The organism is Ktedonobacter sp. SOSP1-52 (genome assembly GCF_016587395.1).
In genome coordinates this window covers 23068-45271 of record NZ_BNJH01000007.1, presented here as the reverse complement: position 1 = coordinate 45271, position 22204 = coordinate 23068, and the positions used below count along the sequence as shown (strand labels likewise).

The following is a 22204-nucleotide window of genomic DNA, read 5'->3' as shown; positions in this document are numbered from 1 at the left end:
AAGGCCACGACAAACGGAGCTAATCGATCTCGTAAGCCTTAACAACGTAGAACGTCTTTCTAAAAAAGATATTCCTCTCGACTCTTATATCGACATAGCCTGAGCCACCGAGCGGGCCTATACCTGCTGGAACATCCTTGAACTCTTTACCAACATCGAAATCACCTGGGTCCAAACCCTCTAAGTCGATTGGCATCCGTCCGTCCAAATGGTTCCTAATATCTTCGACCATGAGGATGTTGCCCAACACACCAACTGCGCCGCCAACAATCGAAACTCCGGTGACCCTAATGTTCGGTCTGCCAGCGGACTCAATAATCCCTTCCGTCGTGATCTCAGGTTTCCTAACGCGTAGTTGGGCTGCATCCTTTATTCCAAGAGGGTCGCCATACCGGATTACATTTCTTGTTTCCGCCACTTTGTTAAGTGACAGCGCAGGCTCAGGACCAGGGAGAGATGAACGCGTTAGCGATTCGAGCTGCCGTCTTGAGGTGATTGCCGTGTCTTCCGCAACGTCGGCGGATATCTTCCCAGATAAGTAATTCTGCATGGTCTGGAGAGAATTGGCTGCGTTCTTAAAAGCGTAGGATAGACGTGCGGAGGAAATTCGAACGACGTCGATATACTGCTTTGTTAAACCATATCCTGGCGCAACGGTCGTGGGCATATCCGACGATGTTAGCGTCGGGCCAGTTGTGGGCGTATCCGATGACGCTAGCGTCGGGCCAGTTGTGGGTGCACCTTTGAGCCAGGAAGGGGGCGGCAAAGAGCGCTCATTTTCCGGAAGGGATTGATGTAACTCTTCTTCACGCGCTGTGGGGGTTGTAGAATCGAAGCACGACTGCGCCGAGTAATCGCACTGGGTACCAGTTGGATCGGCATAATTGACCGGATTGTTGCGCCCGTAGACATACACGTTCAGGCTGTCAAGCACGCCTTTCGGGTCGGTACTTGTCCACCTCCCCAACCACACTGTATAATACCTCGCCCCGTGATAACTAAACCCATTCTCCTCATCGCGCTCCATCACCGTATATCGATATCGTTTCAGGCTCACCTCTGCTGCACTACGCCCTGCTTGATAGGAGGTGCTGCCATAGGGGGTGTATTCCTCATAAGAGATGATCTGTCCGGCATCATCCAGCTCCAGAGAGGCCGAACCCAGATGGTTACCGTACTGATAACGGATGAGAGATTGGAGGGTAGGGATTGAGGATTGATTGTCGATTGTCTTCGTCTCCACCAATGCGATACGCTGCTTGTCGTCCATCACGTGCAAGGTCTCGCGCTCCAAGGTGACGCTGGTTCCGTTGCCGTCGTATTGGCGATAGACCTCGAACCCGCCAAAGTAGGTCCGCTCGTTCTGGCGCGTGCCGCTCTGGCGCTCGGTGACTTTGCGCACGCGCTGGCCTGCTGAGTCGTACACATAGTACGTCATCGCAGGCGTTTTGTCGGGCGGAGGGTTGTCGTTCTTGACCATCCCTGTTGTTGCGCTCAATTGATCTTTGAAGTCCCAGTTCATCTGCGGCAGGTGCGGCATCGCCGTGATGTTGCCGTGCAGATCGTAGGTGTATCTGGCGCTGTAGCCAGGTGTGGCGACGTAGTCGGGCAGGTTGGTTGAGTCTCCGGCCAGGCTGGTAGCGAGCAAGCGGTTGCTGTCCAGCGCATACTGGTAGCGCCGGTTCCACAGTACCTGACCCGGTTGCTCAAGGTTGCGCCCCTCCTGATGCAGCATCTGCATGATGTTGCCAACCTCGTCGTAGCGATACGTCTCAACGTAATTTTGCAAGGACTGGCAGTCGTTGGGCAGCGTTGACGCACAGCGGGAACTATCATCCCAGTCATACTGCTGGCCATCGCCCTTATGCTCGCGTCCGCTGGCCGCCAGCAGACGATACAGGGCGTCATAGCGATACAAGGCGCCCGGCAAGACACAGGTGTTGCTGTGGTACACGCGATCATTGGCGTTGTCAACAATCTGGGTGATGTTACCAACCGGATCATAGGTGTAGTTCAGGTCTTGCAACAGCGCATTGTCGCTGGTACGCGTGGTCTTCAGTTGGCTGAGCCGGAACGTGTCTTGTTCGTATTCATAGTTCGTTGCTGAGCCATTGCCAGATTGCAACAGCAGGCGCTGCCCTTTCGCATCGTAATCGATATTGGTGACAGCATGCAGGTTGGCGGTCGTTGGATCGAGCAAGGCCGTTGGCTCAGCGGACTGGTTGAGCCACACGTCCACGCGCTCCAGCAGCCCGGCTTCGTTGTATACAGGCTGGGTGATATTGATGCGTTGCGGGTTGGCTACCGTGCTGTGCGGTGCGCTCGTTTGCACAGGACGGTTCAGCGCATCGTAACGTGTGCTAGCAACGAATACCTCGGTTTCCAATCCTGGATTCTGCGACCAATCGGGTGTGGACTTGTAATCGACTGTCAGTTGGCGCGTTGTGCGCAGTGGATTGCCTTTGAAGTCGTAAGCCTCGCTGGTAATCATACCAGTTGTATCTTGATGCTTATACAGCTTACCGCGCAGGTTGTATTGTTTATCGTTACTCTGCCCTTCGCCGTAGGTCAATTTTTCGCATTGAAGCTCGTGTGCGGGGTGAACCGGGTCAGTGCCAGTGACAAATGAGCCGGTCGGTCGGTGTAGCCCATCATAAGTCACTCGCGTGATGAAGCCACGGCTGTTCCAGGCGAACATCGGCTTGCCCGCTGCGTCGTTCAACAGCCAGCAGTCACCGGCATCCATACTGTGCTGAAAGAGCAGGTTGCCAGCGATGTCGTAACACGGCGCAAAGCCTTGTGGGTTGATATTGTTTGCGTCGTTGAACAGGCTCACACCATCGGGTAGCGGTGTCATGATGTACTGCATCACACGGTTGCCGCGCGAGTCTTGCACCCACAGTGGTTTGCCCTCGGCATCGAGCTTGCTAAACGTGACGTATTTCTCGTCGAGCAGCGCGTTTGCCGCTCCCACACGGTTGTGAGCGATCGTGACGACCTCGCGCCCGAGGCTGTCGAGCACCGAGACCGATGGCGTGTCCGCATGTTCAGCGGCCAGGCGCGCCGCGCGCTGCTCTTCTGCCGAGGCTGTTGGCGCGCTCTTATGGGCAAACCAGGCATTACCCGGTTCGCTCACGGTGTCGTTGGCGTCAGAGTGGGTCACGTACCAGGGCGAGAACTCAACACGGCTGTAGGAGCCATCCGGCGACTCGGTGCGGATGAGCCGCCCAACCGCGTCGTAATACAGCACGGGTGTTACACCCACTTCAGCCGGTTCCTCAAAGCGATGCCCCACCTCGGGCGGGCTGAAATACGGCTCATATTGTTTGACTGGTTTTCCCTTGTTGTTGAGGATGGTCTTGCCACTGGCGACCCAGCGCAAAGGGCCACCGGGCTGTACTGGTTCGGCCTGTATCTTCTTCACCAGTACAGTTCCCATGCCATCCGAATATACAAAGGTGCTCTGCACCGGGCTACCTGGCATGTCGGCAACATGTCGCTCTCGCACGATACTACATGCGCAAGGGGGATGCTGTCCCCAAACCGCTTGGCCGTCTTTGAGGGTTTCACCGAAGGAATACACATGCCGCGCGCTGGCCCCGCGCAACAGGTTTTTGGCGTCGGTAACGTCATAATCTTTGGTGACGAAGAACTCCTGCTTAGAGGCAACCCCTGGATTGAGCAGCAAGTCATCAAAAGAGCTCAGGTTGTCACCTTCATTCCCGTTGCCCAGCAGCGCCATCGCGGCGGGCATCCCCAGAATATCGAAGCGCACTTCCGAAAGATTGTCGTTCGCATCTTTTATCTGGCATGGGGCCAGCACACGAAAGTCGAACCCGGTCACTTCGGTGCGATTGCCCAGCGCATCGGTGCTGGATTGGATGTAGAGATCGCATAGATCGTAGGTGAGCGTGGTCGGATTCCCAAATGGGTCGGTGTACTGCTCGGGCAAATAAAAGTGCTGTGGGGCATCGGGGGCGAAGCCCGCGACGCCTGAACACATCCAGTATTGTCCTGGCCCAGCCTCGCTGCCAAAACGTTCGGTCAACTCACTGCCGCTCAGGTATCCGCAGGCATGCTTGTCCGAGAGGGCCGCTTGAATGCCCGGCTGGATCTTGTCTTTGAAGATCAGTCCAAGCATGTCATCGGTCAGTGCCAGCTTGTAGCTCTCGTAGGGCAACCCCAGCGCGTTGAGCTGCCCCAGCACCAGTGGCTTATCCAGGATTGTATCGAAGAACAGTGAGCGAGTGTACTCTACAATGCGCTTTTGCGGCGAGGTGCGATTGGGCAGCACATGATAGGCGATCTCCTCAACGGCTATTCCGCCAGTCTGATAGGTTTTGTATGCGCGCACGTCGTCCAGCGTGAAGTAGCGACTTGTGGGCGCGATGCCGGTCAACTCATAGGTCAGCACCTCGCAGGGCAGGCGCAAGCGATAGCTGTCCGGATCGAGCACATCGTTGGTGTAGCGCGTCTCGATATAGGCCAGGTGCAACTCGGACTGTACGTGCTGGATCAACTCCTGTGCACTATCCCTCAAGGTGGCATCGATATACGTGCCCAGGCGGGGGTAGACCACGGCGACGGATTGCTGGATGTTGCCGTACTCGTCGATGCGCACGTTGAGCGTGTGGGCAATGCGCGGGTCGGGCGTCAGTTGTTGGGGGTGCAGGTCGAGCTCATAGTGATACGTGATCGCTTCGCGTTCGGTGACATGGAAGACCGCGTGTTGGTTGGCTGCTTTCGCTTGCAGGCGGTGAATATGGCAGGTGTGGTAGGCAGCCGAGAACAGCTTGACCGGCATGTATCTGCCAGTAGCCAGCGCATCCACATCCAGTGCATAGACCTCTTGTCGCAGCATCATACCTTTACACGCGCGCAGCGCTTCGCGCCACTCGTCGGCGGTGAGGTCGAGGACATCGAGGTCCGGTTCAGGCAAGGTATGCTCCTGGAACGTACCCAGCACGTGCTGACCAGGTTGCTCATCCTCAAACCAGTTTGGGAAGTACTCATCCTGAAAGTGATGCAGGAGGCATTTGCGGTCGAGAAACACGCCGGTGTGATACCAGGTCACGGTTTTGACCGGCGGCTGATAGAGCGTGTGGTCGTCGGTAATGTAGGGACTGCTCGTATTCCCCGCCGCAAACGTGCCGTAGTCTTCGACATCGACCTGTTCCACGCGACCAAAACCGCGAAACTCGCGCTCCGGCCCATCAAAGTAGCCGTGGTGATAGCTATAGGTAGTGGAGAAGGTGGCGTTGCGCCATTTGTCGCGCACCGTCACCTTCTCCACACAATGCACGGGGAAGGGCAACCTGGTGACCCAGGGGTTGCCTGCCGCCTTGTCTTGCAGGTAGAATTTGGTCGAGGGCGCATATGCAACCGTCGTCTCCGCACCCAGGTTGTTGACCGTCTTGACGAGCAAGTGGGGCTTTTGCCCGCCCATCAGGTCAAGGTAGCGCAGCGGGCGGCGCGCCTCATTGGGAAGCGGTGACGACCAGACCAGGCAGGCGGTGCCATTACCGAGCAGATCCAGCGTCTGCACGTCGGTGACGTTATCGAGTGCGGGGAAGTGCGTGATCGTGGTCGCTGCGCTCCAGCTATTGCCCGATTGATTGAAATACACACGCACGCCCTCACGGTGCAGATACAGCAGGTCGGTTGTGCCGGTGCCGTCGATATCGGCCAGACGGAGGCGGCGGTGATCGAATTGATCGACAGCATCAAACAGAGGCGCGTTGTCCATCGTGACTTTCGCGCCAAAGCGGCCATAGCCAAGGTTGGGCCAATAGCACACCTCGCCGTTGCGAATGCGCACGATATCACTCAAGCCATCACCCGACATGTCCGCAAGCAAGATGGACTGTTCCCCATCAGCAAAGACGATGGCCGGGCCCTGTTCTTCGTCCCAGAGCTTGCTCGCCCGTTGCGCGGCGTCAAAGCCATCTTCGCCCAATGAGCGATACCACACAAACGCATCGTGCTCGCTGATCAGGATGTCGGCGTGACCATCGCCATCAAGGTCAATAAACTTGAGGTTGGGGTCGCTCCAGTCCCTATTGGGTAAGGAGGCGAACGGCACAAACGGGTCCCACTGCTCGTCCGTAGTGCGGTCGTAAAACCCCGGCGTCGGGCCTGCAAATTGCACCACGTCCAGGCGGCCATCGCCCGCCAGATCGAGGAACTGCGCATGACCGGCCAGCGCCATTGCAGGCTTTGGCGAAACGACCTCTACCGTGGCGAACTTCGCCTCGATGTGCGCGTCACCATCGTTCCCAACCGTGTTGGTCGGGCTGAGGTTGCGTTTGTAGAACCACACACCAGCCTGTTCGGTCAGCACGCCCGATAGCCCCTCACCGTCAAGGTCAACCCATTGATACTGTGCGCCGTCAATGCCGATCGGCAGATCTGCCAGGCTCTCGCCGCGCAGTTCCCGCAGTTCCGCCTGGATGGTTGCGTCGCTGTAGGTGAACTCGAGCGGGGGGAGCGACGCAGAGAAATAGTCTCCACCTGCCTGCCGTTGATAGCTGCGCTGCGTCACCCCGATAAGTTTGGAGAAAAGAGGCGCGCGGGCGTTGGTTGCGTCCTGCTCGTACTCGTAGGTGAAGTCGGTTGAGCGTACGAGACCGTCGTACCCCTGCTGGCCGTCTGGAGCATCCGGGATGTGATGGAACATCAGCACACGCTGGCACAAGCGATGGGTACGCACTTCAAACGTCGAGCGATAAGATGAGAAGGGGTCCTGGCGGGCTGTCCATGTGCCGTCCTCTTGTGGTGTGGGATGGGCCTGGCCGTGCTCGCCATAGTCGAACACGACTTCGAAGTACCAGTTGCCCTCTCCCGGTGGCTCCGGCCACGGCTGGTTGACCACAAGTTCGGGCAAATAGGGTGTGTGGTTGCCGTAGAAAATACGCTTGAGATAGCGGTTGGCGGTGCGTCGTGGGTCGAGCCTGTCGCCACGATTGTGCTCGTGGGCTTGCGCAAGATCAACGTGTTCGGCGTCCTCTGCCTTGTAATGATAGGTGATGATGTTGCCCTTGTCGTCATAGGTCTCGCTGATCAGCCAGCTGAAAATGCGTTCAGGATGCGCGGGGTCGGCGATGCGCGAATTGTCGCTTCTGCCATACCAGGTGGTGATGTTGTCTTTCGAGATGGACCGCCAAAAGCTATCGCCTGGCTTGTCCGCGTTTGTCCATCGCTCAATGCAGGCGAACAGCCCTTCGACGCGCGGGCGATAGAGACGAATGCGATAGGTGGTACCATTGACGGTTCGCGGAGGCAGTTTCTCGTTCATCCATGTGCCCGATGCATCTTGTTTGAGCACGGGTACCAGATCTTCGGTACCCGAGAGGATGAATACATCCGATTCCTTGTCCGGGGCATCCTGATAGTGCGGCAACCCTTTATCCGTTTTGCGCGTGATCGCGGGCAAGGAGAGATTCCAGCCGAGGCCGAAGGGGCTGTTGCCCGCGCCGGAGTCATACGAGAGGATCAGTTGCGGACCAAAGCCGGAGCGGCCTGGGCTGGTGGCAAGAGGTACCGTTAAGGAGCCAGTGCCGGTCACCGGATTGGCACCGAATTTCTCACCGATGCCACGAATCGCGCCGCCGCCCCTGGGTAAAGAAAGAGTTGGTGGGAGATTGCGATTCGTCTCAGATGGCTCTTGCGAAGCCGATGCAGAGGCTACGGGCTGTTTGTCAGCGATTTGTCCACCTTGACCGAGAGTCATGAGCCCCTCTTTCTGCATGATGCAAAGCCGTTATCGCTCAGGTGCTACCAAAGAGTCGCAACGGGTATGAAAAATGGATGGCTCCATTTTCGTTGATCTGTCGTCTGCAGGGCTTCCATCTCTCTAGACGCAGAGGAGAAGATTTTTAGAAGATGACTTTTGCAAAGAGGAGAAGAGTGATAGGATCCCCTTACCGGGATTCTATCACCCTAATTCTGCAATGTATTCGAATAGAAGTGAATGAGAAAATATATACTCATCCCCCACTTTCCGAAGCAGCATGCATGTAAATTTGCTCACTTCATGGGAGGAAATTTACAGCAGGGGGGTGACACAGGAACGGTTGAAGTAGCAGGTGTTGCTCAAGGATCCTGATGCGCTGGTGGAGCGAGCGCTCTCCCTGTTGTTTCCGCCAGAGTGGGCGGACCTGGTCGTCGACATCGCCGTGTGTACGAGTCGCCGCCTGTTGTTGATAAATGAAAAGGTGACCAAATGGCTCCGAATGATAAAAAGAGGGGACTATGAGGAGTGGAGGGTATTGTCAAGTTAATGTTTGAAGTAGCGAGAAAACGCTTGCTGAGAGAACAAGAGGAGGTGGGAACTGGAGAAAAGGCCCATTATGCAGCTGATTTTTCGGTGGTAACCTCATTCCAGATCTCAAATCGTTCCTGTAGAAGCGCACGATACTCTGAGGCGTTGAGATGATGCCTTCGGGGTCGGAAATGATCGGAAATGGGGCCAAAGGCCGAGAGGAAGCGCTGAGCGTGACCAGGAGATGTGAAACGTCGCATGGTTCGTTCACGTTGTCTGGTGGGCTGATGCGAATTCTCAGCTCGATTGTTCAGGCCTTTGTGTTGTCGATGCTCGACGCTGGGCAGGATTTCCTTCTTAGCTGCAGCATAGCTGGGCAGCTTGTCAGTGATGATGACGCGAGGCGCGTACTTGAGTCCCTTTAAGAGCTTGCGAAAGAACTGGCTTTCCCGCTTGTTTGTTGCGTCGACTCTGTACCAGAATATCGAGCACGTTGCCATGTTGATCAACCGCACGCCACAGATACTGTCTTTTGCCCTTGATCGTCAAAAACACCTCATCCAGATGCCACGTGTCTCCCGGCTTTGCGCGGCGATGCCTCAGCTCATTGGCATCCATTTGGCCAACGTTGAGGCACCACTGACGGACGGTTTCGAAGGTGAGCACCACTCCACGCTCGGCCATGAGTTCTTCGACATCACGGAAACTGAGCGAAAAACGGAAGTACAACCACACGCAATGACTGATAATCACGGGCGCAAAGCGATACCCTTTGTAGGGTGAAGATGAGACGCTCTTTTTCATGAGGGTATTCTATCATGCTCTTCAGCTTTTGTGGGTAGCTTCATCAACTTGACAATACCGAAAGGTGGTATGCTTGATCATGAAATCAAGAGTTTTGCACATACGCTCGAAACCTCGCCACGACTTATTGGATCTCCCGAACTTTTGATGATTTCAGGATGAGTCCAACTTGGAAGCCGTTTCTACCCGCATCGCAGCACTCGCTCGTTTTTGTCGTGCGTTTGAAGAACTACGCAATTATTTTCGCTTCTCTTGCACAAGAGGAAAACCAGCCTCGCTGCGGGAATAACGGCAAAATTTTCTCCAGCGATTCATAGCTTTACAGGTATTGCTACAAGCTGCTTCATAGGCCGATGAGTGAGAGAGACGCATCCACGCACCCTGATAAACTTTTTCGTATCCTGAGCTCTGACAGAACCTATGCTGTACGCTTGGGGCGAGATCTGGGTCTGATTCGACCCTCGACTCGTTATCACATTGAGGTTCCCTGGATTGATCCCAGCTGGGTTGTGCCACTATCTCCCGAGGCGGTGCAACCTCGGGAGATGGTCCGCTATCGTTCCCAAACGAAAGGCACCGGGCCGAAGAGGGTTGGCCTCGTCCGGATCAAAGCCGGCAAACTCTATTTATTGGAGTAGGTGCAAACGCCCTTTCGTACTTACTGCTTGAGCAGTTCTTGCCCTCGTTGGTCGTAGATACTGACAATCTCACCGGTACTCTCTCCCCGGAGCAGATTGACGACGAGACGCGCCGGTTGAGATGGCTCAAGCAATGTGCCTTGCTCATACAAGCCTTTGAAACGGTTATGGATTTGCTGCCCGACTTGTTCTATCGGTAGGCCACGAATATGCGCCTGCATCGCCGTATCAACGGTGCCTGGACGAACGGCATTCACTGTCACGCCTTTCCCTCGTAACTCAGCCGCACTATTGCGAGTAAGCATCTCAAGCCCTGCTTTGCTTGTCGAGTACGCACTACTGTTCTCCATCCCGGTTCCAGTCGCGGCCCCTGTCGAAATGTTGATGATACGTCCCCAACCGCGTTCAAGCATCATCGGGAGACAGGCACGCATCCAACGAAACGCTCCGATGAGATTGATGTCGATGGCTTGCGCCCATGCATCAGGATCAACCGTTTGAATGGAGCCAATTGGCTCGACGACCCCTGCATTGTTGACCAGAATAGCGATTGGACCAAGCTCTTTCGTGATGGCTGCGATTGCGTGAGTTATCGCTTTGCCATCCGAGAGGTCACTCCTGATTGCAAAGCTCCGCTGCCCTGTTGCTTGTATTTCGGCGGCGACCTGCTTGATCTCTCCATGAGTACGCGCTAGCACTGCAACATCACAGCCCGCTTGCGCTAATGCAAGCGCGATAGCACGTCCAATACCACGTCCGCCACCTGTTACCAAGGCAACTTTTCCCTGGAACTCGTTCATGATGCAATCCCTTCGTTATCGCTCAAAAGCGAACATCGTCAGTTCTTCCAGCGTCATCTGGATATGACCAGGAAGATACGACGTACATAGGACATATAGACGTTTAGGCGTTTTTTCATATCAATGGGCATGAGGGCACATGTGAGAGTACGCTCCTCCCTGTTGTTAGTAGTTCTGATGCTGCATATATTTGATGAAATTGATGGTGTCGGCAGCAACAAGACGACCAATCGCGTCACTGGAAGAGACAGAGACAGCAATGGTGCCATCGGGTTGCAAGACGAATCCAGTGGCTTGCAAGTAGAGCGGGTCTTCGTTGATATAGGCGGATCTGTCAGAACTCAGAACACAGTCAGAGCATGGATGAAAGGTTTCCCCACTTTTCCTCTAAAACAGCGCTCATATACTTGTGTTTTCCCCACCAGCTGCTCGTTTTGCAAGAGGCATTCCCCACTTTCTGGGGACATTTCTCGCCGTGTCCTGAGTTCTGGCAGATCCTTTGCTGCTGCTGCTGCTTTCGCTTTTCACGGTACGATCTTTTATCCTGAAAGACTTCCCGCTGACCGCAATCACCTCTACATGATGAAGCAGGCGGTTAACCTAAGCGACGGGGTTGCCCCCGCCGCTCGGCTTCAGAACCGGACGTGACCCGTTAGCGTCATCCGGCTCCTCAATGATTTGGCTTTTGTCAAAAGTACCTTTCGTCGAAAAACCGTCGGTGGCTGTTTTCTGATCGTGACAGTGGCGATGCATGAGTTGGAGATTCGCATACCCATCTGTCCCTCCATGAACGCGAGGGAGGCGATGATCAATTTCCAACTGATCTCCGTCTTTCAAGTAGAGGTTGCACCAGGCGCACTTCCCTTGCTGCCTCTTCAGAAGGTAAGCCATCTTTGGGGGCGTTTCGGGATGCGTGCCTTGCCGTTTCGTCCAATAGATCCAATCGCCATCGAATGGACTTTTCTTGGCTTGGACCTTTACATGTCGTTTGATCGGCGTCATGCGGTGCAGTGTCAATGCTCCCTGTTCCGTCGCAAATTGCCATCTTCCCTTCTCGGGATGCCAGTATGCCTTGGCCCTCCACTTCCCTGATTTGTTGGGATGACGCCGTTTACTCCAATGCCACAGTTGTTGGAACAGATAGGTATCCATCTGCCCGTAACAGCGTTTGGCACAGACCGGAGCGTAATATCTTGCCCATCCTCTAATGAGGAGATTGAGATGGGTAATCAGCACTGCTTGTGGCAGGGCTTGATCCCGTTTGATCCGCTCTTTGATGGCCTGTTGATGTCGTTTTACGGTGGTGGCGCTGGGGGTAATGATGGTCTTGAAGCCGAGGAGCTTTCCATCATGCGTTTTTCCTGCATGCATTTTGCTTACAGGAAATTGTTGAATATGAAAGCCAAGGAAGTCGAAACCCACTTGACCTTCATCGGGAGACAACATATGCGTGATATGTGTTTTGCTCGCCTTCAAGGTCAATCCCATCCCTGTGAGCCAGTTTTGAGCAAGCTGTTGTATCTGCTCTATCGCTGTTTTCTCAGGATGGAGTACCACAAAGTCGTCAGCGTAGCGAACCACAGTCGGTTTCCAGCGTTCTCCGTGATGGGTCGAGGGAAATGCGGCTGTGAGTGCTTCTTCTAACCCGTGGAGGGCAATGTTTGCCAGCAGCGGGGAACACACGCCTCCTTGTGGGGTTCCTTTCTCTGTTGGGAACCAGGCTCCATTTTCCATGACTCCGGCTTTGAGCCATGTTTTGATGACGCGCCGCAGGAGTGGAAAGGTGTGGAGTTTGGCAAGGAGAGCTGATTGATCAATCTGGTCAAAACAGTGCGCAATGTCCGCATCGAGCACATACTTGGGCTTCTGGTTGATACTGCCATAGATCGCTTGGATCGCGTCATGACAGGAACGTCCCGGTCGAAACCCATAGCTATTTGACTCGAATTTGGCTTCCCATTCAGGTTCCAGGGCGAGTTTCGCAAGCATTTGTGCTGCTCGATTGAACAGCGTGGGAATGCCTAGTCCCCGTTTTTCCGCCGGGTTATTGGGTTTGGGAATCCAGACCCGTCGCACCGGATCGGTTTTCAGGTCAACACGCAGTCTCTGAATCAAATGTATACGCTGTTGAGGCGTGAGGGATTTTATCCCATCTACTCCAGCCGTTTTCTTGCCCTGATTGTCCTGGGTTACCCGACGGACTGTTAAACATTTCGCGGACCAGGAAGACAGTAAAAGTCGTTGCAGTTTGTGGACGCGATCAGTGTCACCTGCCTGTGAGGCTTGATAGATGCGCTTTTGGAGCTTAAATACCGACCGTTCGATGACACGCCACGGTAAGGTATTCCATTCATACATCGGCTTTTGTTCCGTGTTCATAACATCTGGACTCCTACTTGAACCTCTATCGTCCAAACCATCGTCCACACGTCAGCGTATCTGAGGCATTACCCTCAGCTTTTGCTTCTTGTGGAATCCTTCTAGCCATGCTATGTGGTTGACACCTGCTCAGCTTTGCTGAGAAGAGATGGCTAGTTATCTCGTTCCTGAGAATCGTTTTGCGTCGCGGTAGGCTGGTCCTCTACACCGGGGGTTTGTGGGGTGAACCCTGGTCACAAGAACGCGTGCCAGGCCCTTATCCTTTCCCATTTTGGGCAAGCTGATAACCCACGTAAGCTTGTTATTGTTAACGATGCCTCACAAGACCTTCGCTTGCGCTAGCCATGACGACCTGCTTCCAAAGGTGGCTCAGGTGGGTTCTGAACGTCCTCGGTTTTTCTCCCGCTTCAAGGATTGATGGTCAGTCGCTACCCTGGGGAGAATGCATTTCTCGGTTCACACGAGGTTGGGAATTGCGCCCAACTTCGATTCTCAAGTTGTAAAGGATGTTTTCCTTCCTCCTCATCCTCAGGTGATTTTACCTGTTTCGAGGAAACGATTCGCACGTTCTTATACACTCTTGGTGAAGGATGAGCTTATCTGAACGAGGCATCTCTTTCTTTGAGCACGATATCCATAGAACCAGGTTCGTATTGAAGAACTTATCCCTAAGATTGTGTAAGGCGCAACTTTCACCCAGATGACCAAACAATGCTTGCGTCTGTTCTAGACACTCAGAACTATTTTCCCGCGCAGATGACCTTCTAAGAGGCGCTCGTAGGCTTGACGAGCTTGTTCCAGAGGGTACACTTTCTCGATCCGTGGTTTTAGATGCCCTTCATCGGTGAGGCGAGCAAGCTGGGTAAGATCATTGGTGTCGGCTTCAACGATGAACCAGATTCCTTTCTTTTGGTACTGCTCAGCATATTTACCCACCAGATTATAGGCGTTGCTGGCAATCCCTACATAGGTCCCCTCTGGTTTGAGCAATTTGAAGCTCGCTTCAATCACCGAGGCTCCCACCACATCGAAGATAAAGTCGATATCACTCACTGCTTCAGCAACGTTGGTCGTGATATAATCGATCACTTCATCAGCACCGAGGCCGAGTAGAGTCTCACGATGCTGTCCAGAAGCCACAGCGATCACGTATGCGCCTTTCCAATGAGCGAGCTGGACGGCATAGTTACCAACCCCCCCAGCGGCCCCGTGGATGAGAATACGCTGTCCCGCTTGCAGATTCCCCTTCTTGAAGAGGGCTTGCCAGGCGGTGAGCGCCGAGAGGGCGAGAGCTGCACTCTCGTTATGACTGACTGATCGGGGTCGTCGGGCAATCCGATCGGGAGTGACAATGGCATATTCAGCCCAGGCACCATCGCGATTAAAGTGGGGAAGCCCATAGACTTCATCGCCTACTTGAAACGCTGTCACTTCTTCACCAACTGCTTCAATAACCCCGGAAACCTCGTGGCCGGGGATAATAGGGCGTGATCGTGGCTGGGCGCTATCTCCATGGTTGTACCATGTTTCCGGCCATGTAAGTTCATCAGGTGTTAAAGCCGCAGCTTTCACGCTCAAGAGCACTTCCCCGGCAGCGGGTACCGGTTTTGCAATCTCTACCACTTCCAAAAGCTCGGGACCGCCAATGTTTTCAGACAGAATGCCAATAGCTTTCATTCGCCTCTCCTTTTCTGTCCAGGTTATTTTTTATCCTGGATTCACTAACAAGAATAGTGTATAATCCAGGATACAATTTGTCAAGAATATAGAGTATAATGAAGACAAAGGAAACGAGGTTCTCTTAATGAAGTTAAGTGAAGGGGTTGAGTGGGGGATCCACTGCGCCTCGATGCTGGCGGACCTGCCTGAAGGAGCGGTGCTTCCTACAAAGGTGTTGGCGAAATACCATGGGGTCTCGGAAACGTATCTCGCCAAGCATTTACAAGCATTAAAGAATGCGGGGATTATTGGCTCAGTGCCAGGTCCGAAGGGCGGTGTCTATCTACTGAAAAAGCTGGAGGAATTGACCCTGTTGGATATTGTTGACGCTATTGAAGGGAAAGAGCCTCTTTTCCGCTGTACAGAGATCCGCCAGCGCAGTCCCATCCCCTGTTCCCAGAGCGAGTTTGATACCCTCTGCCCTATCCATATGGCTATGCTTGAAGCGAATAAAGCCTGGCGTGATGCACTGCAGGCGCAAACCCTTGCCAGTGTTATCCGACCGTATAAAACAACACTAACATCTGAAAAAAAAGCTCTGATCAACGCCTATATGGAGAAGGTGATCCGGAGATAGAAGGCAACGCATCTTTTTCATCAAAACTAATGGCACGCGCATTTCGTGGAGCGGCAAGGCGAGGCCGGGAACCAGTATATCCGTGCTTGCAACTTTGCATTTCGATAGATGTATGAACGCGCTACTCTGGTAGCGTCAATGGGGTGAGAGCCTGCAATTATGGAGTGCAGCCTCTCTTTTTGCGCTATACCAGATGCTGCTGCTAAATGCGCTGGAGCGCCTCTACACCCTGTCGTTATAATGGTCCCATAAATGAGGGTCCATCATACGTATCTGTGCTAACTTTCTCCTATTGGCTGGCAAAAACCACTCAACCTGTGCTCACAATAGCACTCGTAGCATGCGTTGTCGATGTTTTCTCCTGGCAAGAGTCATTGGTAAACAACCTGCTCAATAAAAATAGTGCTGCGTTCGTGCGTCGCCTGCCTCGGGGAGGTGGTAACGCACGATGCCAGTGTAAATTCAGGAGCAGGAGCCGTGACGACCGTCTACAGGGTCATTGGTACCTGCCTGCAACTGTACGGGTGTCAGGATAGGCTGACCGGGCTCACCGAGTAGAACCGCGACAAGTACAGCCTTGCCAGACGGGCTGGGATTGTTGGCGAGCAGATGAATGCATCCATCCGGCTCATAGAAGGTATCCCCCTGCTGATAGACCGTGGGTGTATGCCCACGCATCTCAAAGAGGACACTGCCTTCTACGACGTAGCCAAAGATAGGCCCTGGATGACGATGAGGTGGGGTCGTGTATGCGCCGGGCTCCATCGCCACCTCGATTACACTTACCTGTACTGGATCGTGAACCTGCACCGTTTTCTCTAGCAGCACTGGACTTTGTGACTTCGGGACAGGGTAGTCATCCCTCTCATGACACCAGTAACGCATGAACTCCTCCCAGGTCTGTTTACCCACAGCAGGGGCAGAATGCTGACGCTCGCTGGAGCTAAAAGTTGCAAACAGGGAGTTGGGCAGGTCTACAGCGCGCATGCGTACCTCCCTGCCTCGCACGTGGAGATAGGTCTGGATCATCTCTTCGAGGGTGAGAACCTGTGGGCCTCCCATATCCTCGACCTGCCCCGTCGCGCCTCCTTCGGCCAGAGCAAGCAGGCGCTCTGCAACTTCGCCAGTTGCGATGGTCTGCAAACGCACATTGGGCGGAACGGGGATCACGTTCAACCTCTCAATGCCAAGCGACTGGATGAGGTGCAGAACCAGGCTATGAAACTGGGTTGCACGCACGATAGACCAGGGAAGCTGCGATTGCATCACAATGCGTTCAGCTTCATACTTCGCCTGGTAGTAACCAGATTGTGCATGATCAATGCCAACGATAGAAACATAGATGAAATGAGGTGATCCGGCCTCGCGGGCGGCATGAACGAGCATACGCGTTCCACCAATATCAGTCGCCAGCGCTTCTTGAGGCGAACTGGCACAGTGAATGATGGCATCTACTCCTTCAACTGCCTCGCGTAGCCCGGTTCCCGATGTAAGCTCGCCATAGACGGACTCGGCCCCTCCGGAAGATCGAGATGCGTCTGACGGCTCAAAACCCGAGGCGTATGTTGATGGGCCAATAATTGAGCGACGACCAGACGACCCAGTTCGCCGGTTCCTCCCGTAACAAGAACATTTGCCATAGTGTATCGTAGTCCTTTCCTTCTATTCTGAGAGTGCCTGCCAGGCGGTGAGCGCCGAGAGGGCGAAAACTGCACTCTCTTCATGACTGACTGATTGGGGTCGTTCGGGACCATCAATGTTTTCAGAAAGAATGCCAATAGCTTTCATTCCTCTCTCCTTTTCTATCCAGGATATTTTTTGCCCTGGATTTACTAACGAGAATAGTGTATAATCCAGGATAAAGTTTGTCAAGGATACGAGGTATAATGCAGACAAAGAAAAGAAGGTCCTCTTAGTGAAGTTAAGTGAAGGGGTTGAGTGGGGGATCCATTGCGCCTCGATGCCAGCGGGACTGCCTGAAGAGGCGGTGCTTCCTACAAAGGTGTTGGCGGAATACCAGGGGGTCTCGGAAACGTATCTCGCCAAACATTTACAAGCATTCGAAATGCATCTGCTCTCGCTTCATTCCCCTGATTCGTATAGAAAGGAAGTTGTCACCATGATAGTCCTCAGTCCGCTCCACACGATCTTTTTGTTTCTCAGTGCTCTCATCTCATTTTTTTCCTTCTTTCGCTGCATCGGCGGTCGCCGATGGCTGAGTCACTTTGATGCAGGAAGCGAAGTGGGACATACAATGATGGCTCTTGGTATGACATTCATGTGCGCGGGCTGGCTCCCATCTGTTCTCATTCACTACTGCACGATCATCCTGTTTGCACTCACATCGCTGCTCTGGATGTTCCGCCTGCTCGCGCGAAAGCCTCTTCTCTCCTTCCTCCTGGATTACAATGGCGAGCACCGCACGATCCAGTCTACAATGATCCATGTGCTAATGCATATAGGGATGTGCTTTATGTTTCTCTGCATGAGCAATATGGCATTGAGCATGACACCGCCAGCGATCTATACCAGTACCATCTTTTTTGTCTCTTTCGCACTCGTCACCTTTTTCCAGAGCCGGGAAACTGCTCAACATCTTCAGATGACAAAGATAGATTGGCTTCAATGTGGCACACTTCTGGCCCAGACTCTCATGAGTGGCATGATGTGCTGGATGTTTATCGAAATAATCTCTATGTCCATGAACATGCCCTGATTTTTACTTTCGCCTCTTTTTCTCGTAATCTATCACCACGTACGAATGTTCGACGCGATTGCCCTCAGCCCAACATGTTCAATGCGATCATTCAACGCAATTACCCAACTATCCGATAAATCTTAGCCAGTGAGCTCGTCGTACTTTCCGTTTTTTCTCATTGTATCCCCTCTCCGGGCCAGGCGCGACGTTTTCACCGCCTATTCAACCATTCTCCCATCACTCAGAACGTACGTCTTCCTTGAGCACGTACGTTTCGACGATCCGGTCGATGGCAGCGAGCATTTTCTTTTCGGTGAAGGGCTTATACACAATGATCGTTCCTCCTGCAACTCGCGCACGTATCCGATCGAGCAAACCACGTCTATTCCAGACGCTGATAACAGGAATAGACGCCAGTGGATCTGTCAGAACTCAGGACACGGCGAGAAATGTCCCCAGAAAGTGGGGAATGCCTCTTGCAAAACGAGCAGCTGGTGGGGAAAACACAAGTATATGAGCGCTGTTTTAGAGGAAAAGTGGGGAAACCTTTCATCCATGCTCTGACTGTGTTCTGAGTTCTGACAGACCCGTCACTTCGAGGCCGAAATCATCCTTGTCTGTGTGAGATGGTATTTGCGGTACGCCCTCAGTTACCGCGACCTCGAAGAACTCATGCGAGAACGAGGACTCTGCGTCGATCACACCACCATTTACCGTTGAGTGCAACGCTATGCTCCTGAGCTTGAGAAGCACTGTCAGTCTCATCTCAAAAGGATGACCGACTCGTGGCGCGTCGATGAGACCTACGTAAAAGTCAAAGGGGAGTGGATGTATCTCTACCGCGCAGTCGATAGCCAGGGAAGCACCCTGGAGTTCCTGTTGAGTGCTACCCGCGATGCCCAGGCAGCCAAACGTTTTTTTCGCAAAAGCGCTCCATGCTTCCCACACCGTGACTCCGCGTGTCATTACGGTCGATAAAAACGCAGCCTATCCCAAAGTCCTCAAGGAAATGAAAGCAGCAGGGAAGCTTGCCGCTTCGTGTGAACTCCGACAGAGCAAGTATCTCAACAACGTAGTCGAACAAGACCACCGCTTCATCAAACGGCTGGTGAAACCGGGATTGGGCTTCTTTTCGTTTCAAACAGCATGGAACACATTACAGGGCTATGAGAGTATGCACATGATTCGTAAGGGACAGATTCAGGGGATAAAAAAAGGGAACCTCATTGGACAGATTTCCTTCATTGCCAGCCTGTTTGGACGAATCGCCTAAGCACGACAAGAAACGAGACTGCACACCTATCGTCTTCCCTCGTGAATCTTTGCAACACAGCCTTTTTTGCTATGAACGACCCTACCCTTACCACCCGAACAATGGTAATCACGACCTTGCCCAGGCGCGCACGTTACAGCTCATCGTTTGCGATGTATCCGCGAGTCAGCTCAAGCTAGTTTTTGCGATGACTCTGGCAGGTGGCATATGATTAACAATTCTCTGCCTGTTGCTTCCGTCCAAGATTTTTGCAACACAGCCAATACTTTACCCATCACTCCTCTCATAAAGCGTAAAATGTGCATATCACAATACAAAAAAGGCCAGGTTATCTAGGAGTGAGCTCATAGTAGCCTCGGTTATAACCTGCCGGATAGCCTGCACGGAAGCCCTTCTCATAGCGCGATGAAGAGCAATCGCCTGTAATAACACCATGCATTTTGGCGAGGGACAGATTGACATTCCACTGCTCCATAGACACCTCTGGTGAATAGGTGCTACCACTGTCCAAACGGCCCACTATATGGCCTAGGTCATAGCCTTTTGAGTAGCCCTTCTGATAGCACGAATCGCCTCCACCTCTACTTTCGTTATCTGTTGGTCCTTGAGCATGCGCTACTGAACCGAGGGTGATAGCAAAAGAAATCGCTACTACTGTTACGATAGCAGCTAAAACAAGCAATCTTTGGAGTGTCTTCGGGAGAAATCGGAGGAAGTTTTCTACAGTTTGGTGTTTCATTGTACCTATCCGTTCTGTCCAAATGCTTAACGGTATCGTAAAAATCAGCAAGCAATAATACAATGATTATAAACAGCCCCTTATTGCTACGTTCCTCATTGGCGCTATCATTACTGCCAGGCAGAGTCTATGGATAAAACATGCCTGCATTGGTTCTAAACCTTGATTCAGCGTTTTATTCAATCAATGAGGAACGCAGCATTATCGGTACTTCGTTGGTTTGGGATTTTGCTCCTTTTTAAACCCATCAAGTGAGAGCAATCTGTGCTTAAATTGCTCAGGATATACATCTAATACCAGACGCGATTTCCCGAGTCCACAAAGTACCGTTATTGCTCTGTTCCTCAAAGAGAGCGGTCTGTGGAAAGGCAAAGCCAAACTTTCCAAACGCGGCAGTGGCTTGTTACGGCGAGTTCTCTACATGACTGCTCTGCGGAGCATTCATCGGGAAGACTCGACCTTCGGCGTGTACTATCAGCGCCAGGTGGCGCGCGGCCTCAAGACGGACTCGGCCCTTATGGCCGTCATGCGCAAGATGCTGGCAGTGGCTGCTCACTTCCTCATGCATGAGGAGGAGAAATATGATCCCAACAAGGTCTGTGGGAGCAGTGCAGGCTAGTTGGCCGGCTAACTAGCCTGCACTGCTCCCACGCCAAGGGATTCGCTTGCAGAACGCTTCAGGACGTTGCTCTGAAGCGCAAAGGGGTTATCTTTTTTTCTCAGCCCAAAGACTTTTTTGTCTTCCTTGTACAGAGCTTGACAAATCTTATAGCTTCTCTCTAAGAGCTTCTGGGGAGTGAAATCGAACACGGTCATGAAGAGGCTAAGGGTCATGGGCTTACAAAGCTCAAGAAGCACCCTGTCGATGGGTGGTCTATGGCCCATCAGCAGCAGATGGCCCATCCTGGGTAAGTCCGTCAGCCTGAGTAGTGGTACATTGGAATTATTACCTTGCATTGCATATGTTCCTTTCTTACCCACAATCCGCAGCTCGCCGATTCCGCGAGCCAAAATATGAACACTCTCTACCCTCCCGCCGGGTGAGCAGCGATCCGTTGCAATGCCTGTTTTACATCCGCCATATTGGCTGGCCTCTCATTCTCAATTGTCTTCACCATGCTCAGAATCAGTGTGCTCAGCTCAGCAGATATGCCAGCACCCGTAAGCGGTGCGAATTGGAAAGGATTCTCCGTGGGATCGTCCCCTGACAACAGCTGGTGCAGGGTTGCCCCCAAGCTATAGATGTCAGAGCGAGGGGTGGTCTGTGCTTTGCCAAATTGTTCTGGTGCGGCATAGCCTATGGTTCCATAAGCGGCGGTATCCTTGGATTGTCCCGGCTTAAAGTGGCGGGCAATGCCAAAGTCAATCAGGTAGAGATCGCCATCAGGGGTGCGCATAACATTGCCGGGCTTGAGGTCACGGAAGATGATAGGAGGCTGCTGCTGGTGCAGGTAGCACAGCACACTAGACAACTGGATGCCGATGTCCAGCACCTCCCTCACGGGCAGTTGTCCACCCCTTGTCTCGAGATACTCCTGTAGCGTTTCCCCTTCGATGAAGTCCATCACCAGATACCAGCGCCCACCCTCCTCGAAATGATCGTAGATATGCGGTAAGTGGTGATGATGCAGGCGAGCCAGCAGCAGCGCCTCCCGTTTGAAGGCGTCAATGGCCTCCGTGACCTTCTGGGAGTCCAGCCCATGCTGGCTCATTTCCTTGACCGCCACTGGCCGGTTGCCTAGTTTGATATCGGCAGCCTTATAGACGGCTCCCATTCCTCCCTGCCCCAAACGGCTAATGATCTGATAGTGCTTATCAAGCAAAGAGTGAGGAGAAAGCAAGCCAGTAGTGTGCGCAGAGGGAGGGGCGAATTCTTCCGATGGAGTTTTTGTGAGTTTTACTTTTTGCTCTTTCTTTTGTGGAGTTGCTGGTTCTTTTGGTAGAGCTTTTGCTGGTTTTGCCTTAATAGCATCAAAGGTCATCGATACGGCGGCAATAGTACCAAGTATGCCAAGAAGCATAAGTCCTCCTACCAGTAATTCCATCATCTGGTTTAGATGGGTATGGCTGTTTTCAAGATATATCCCAATACCTCCCATGAGTACAAATATAATGAGCCATGCGACCGAGCAACCAATCGTCGGTGGACCATCTTTCTTCTCATTAGGCATCGCTATCTCCTCTTCGTTCTCCCTACTCTGCCACACAGATCTGCACCATGGCCTCTGCTATTGCAGAGGCAAGGTATTTCCCATCGAGCGACCACGCCATTGCATTCACGGCAATAATACATCTGGTCATGAAGCGTGCCAATAGC

General features: G+C 53.0%; 14 protein-coding genes and 2 pseudogenes. 5 read left to right on the top strand and 11 right to left on the bottom strand.

Going from position 1 to position 22204, the window contains the following annotated elements; translation table 11 throughout:
* Nucleotides 1–19: 19 nt before the first annotated feature.
* Together JMJ16_RS49600 and JMJ16_RS49595 are read right to left on the bottom strand one after the other, a co-directional pair.
* Nucleotides 20–7729 (bottom strand): SpvB/TcaC N-terminal domain-containing protein, encoded by a 7710-nt coding sequence (locus JMJ16_RS49600; RefSeq protein WP_201393753.1) that lies wholly within the window; start codon nt 7727–7729, stop codon nt 20–22.
* A 617-nt stretch (nt 7730–8346) separates the two neighbouring features.
* Nucleotides 8347–9064 (bottom strand): annotated as a pseudogene (locus JMJ16_RS49595) (IS6 family transposase).
* 353 nt (nt 9065–9417) lie between these two features.
* Between JMJ16_RS49595 and JMJ16_RS49590 the strand changes: the two are divergent.
* Entirely contained in the window at nt 9418–9702 is a 285-nt protein-coding gene (locus JMJ16_RS49590; RefSeq protein ID WP_201393751.1) for a hypothetical protein, read from the top strand.
* Nucleotides 9703–9722: 20 nt separating this feature from the next.
* On the opposite strand, the gene JMJ16_RS49585 is transcribed toward JMJ16_RS49590, so the two are convergent.
* The 4 genes from JMJ16_RS49585 to JMJ16_RS49575 form a co-directional block, all read right to left on the bottom strand.
* Entirely contained in the window at nt 9723–10502 is a 780-nt protein-coding gene (locus JMJ16_RS49585; protein WP_201393749.1) for an SDR family NAD(P)-dependent oxidoreductase, read from the bottom strand.
* Between the two features lie 165 nt (nt 10503–10667).
* Nucleotides 10668–10802: a hypothetical protein gene (locus JMJ16_RS56335; protein WP_255553329.1), complete on the bottom strand. Its 135-nt coding sequence runs from the start codon at nt 10800–10802 to the stop codon at nt 10668–10670.
* A gap of 300 nt (nt 10803–11102) precedes the next feature.
* Nucleotides 11103–12881 (bottom strand): group II intron reverse transcriptase/maturase, encoded by a 1779-nt coding sequence (ltrA, locus tag JMJ16_RS49580; protein WP_201393747.1) that lies wholly within the window; start codon nt 12879–12881, stop codon nt 11103–11105.
* 726 nt (nt 12882–13607) lie between these two features.
* A complete protein-coding gene (locus tag JMJ16_RS49575) occupies nt 13608–14558 on the bottom strand; it encodes an NADP-dependent oxidoreductase (protein WP_201393745.1) in 951 nt (316 codons plus the stop codon).
* 172 nt (nt 14559–14730) lie between these two features.
* Between JMJ16_RS49575 and JMJ16_RS49570 the strand changes: the two genes are divergently transcribed.
* Nucleotides 14731–15177, top strand: coding sequence for an Rrf2 family transcriptional regulator (locus JMJ16_RS49570; RefSeq protein ID WP_236602093.1), 447 nt, complete (start codon nt 14731–14733; stop codon nt 15175–15177).
* Nucleotides 15178–15639: 462 nt separating this feature from the next.
* On the opposite strand, the gene JMJ16_RS49565 is transcribed toward JMJ16_RS49570, so the two are convergent.
* On the bottom strand, nt 15640–16755 hold the full coding sequence (locus JMJ16_RS49565) for an NAD(P)H-binding protein (RefSeq protein WP_236602139.1): 1116 nt from the start codon (nt 16753–16755) through the stop codon (nt 15640–15642).
* Nucleotides 16756–16839: 84 nt separating this feature from the next.
* Nucleotides 16840–16965, bottom strand: a complete 126-nt coding sequence (locus tag JMJ16_RS56330; protein ID WP_255553328.1) for a hypothetical protein — start codon at nt 16963–16965, stop codon at nt 16840–16842.
* Between the two features lie 127 nt (nt 16966–17092).
* Here JMJ16_RS56330 and JMJ16_RS49555 point away from each other — a divergent pair, with 127 nt between their 5' ends.
* Together JMJ16_RS49555 and JMJ16_RS49550 are read left to right on the top strand one after the other, a co-directional pair.
* On the top strand, nt 17093–17893 hold the full coding sequence (locus JMJ16_RS49555) for a hypothetical protein (RefSeq protein WP_201393731.1): 801 nt from the start codon (nt 17093–17095) through the stop codon (nt 17891–17893).
* 588 nt (nt 17894–18481) lie between these two features.
* A pseudogene (locus JMJ16_RS49550) lies at nt 18482–19148 on the top strand (IS6 family transposase).
* A 328-nt stretch (nt 19149–19476) separates the two neighbouring features.
* Here JMJ16_RS49550 and JMJ16_RS49545 read toward each other — a convergent pair.
* Nucleotides 19477–19887, bottom strand: a complete 411-nt coding sequence (locus JMJ16_RS49545; protein WP_201393729.1) for a hypothetical protein — start codon at nt 19885–19887, stop codon at nt 19477–19479.
* A gap of 220 nt (nt 19888–20107) precedes the next feature.
* Between JMJ16_RS49545 and JMJ16_RS56325 the strand changes: the two genes are divergently transcribed.
* Nucleotides 20108–20506: a transposase gene (locus tag JMJ16_RS56325; RefSeq protein WP_255553327.1), complete on the top strand. Its 399-nt coding sequence runs from the start codon at nt 20108–20110 to the stop codon at nt 20504–20506.
* Nucleotides 20507–20514: 8 nt separating this feature from the next.
* Here the strand turns inward: JMJ16_RS56325 and JMJ16_RS49535 are convergent, their stop codons facing one another.
* Together JMJ16_RS49535 and JMJ16_RS49530 are read right to left on the bottom strand one after the other, a co-directional pair.
* A complete protein-coding gene (locus JMJ16_RS49535; RefSeq protein WP_201393727.1) occupies nt 20515–20898 on the bottom strand; it encodes a hypothetical protein in 384 nt (127 codons plus the stop codon).
* A 14-nt stretch (nt 20899–20912) separates the two neighbouring features.
* Entirely contained in the window at nt 20913–22058 is a 1146-nt protein-coding gene (locus tag JMJ16_RS49530) for a serine/threonine-protein kinase (protein ID WP_201393726.1), read from the bottom strand.
* Between the last annotated feature and the right edge of the window lie 146 nt (nt 22059–22204).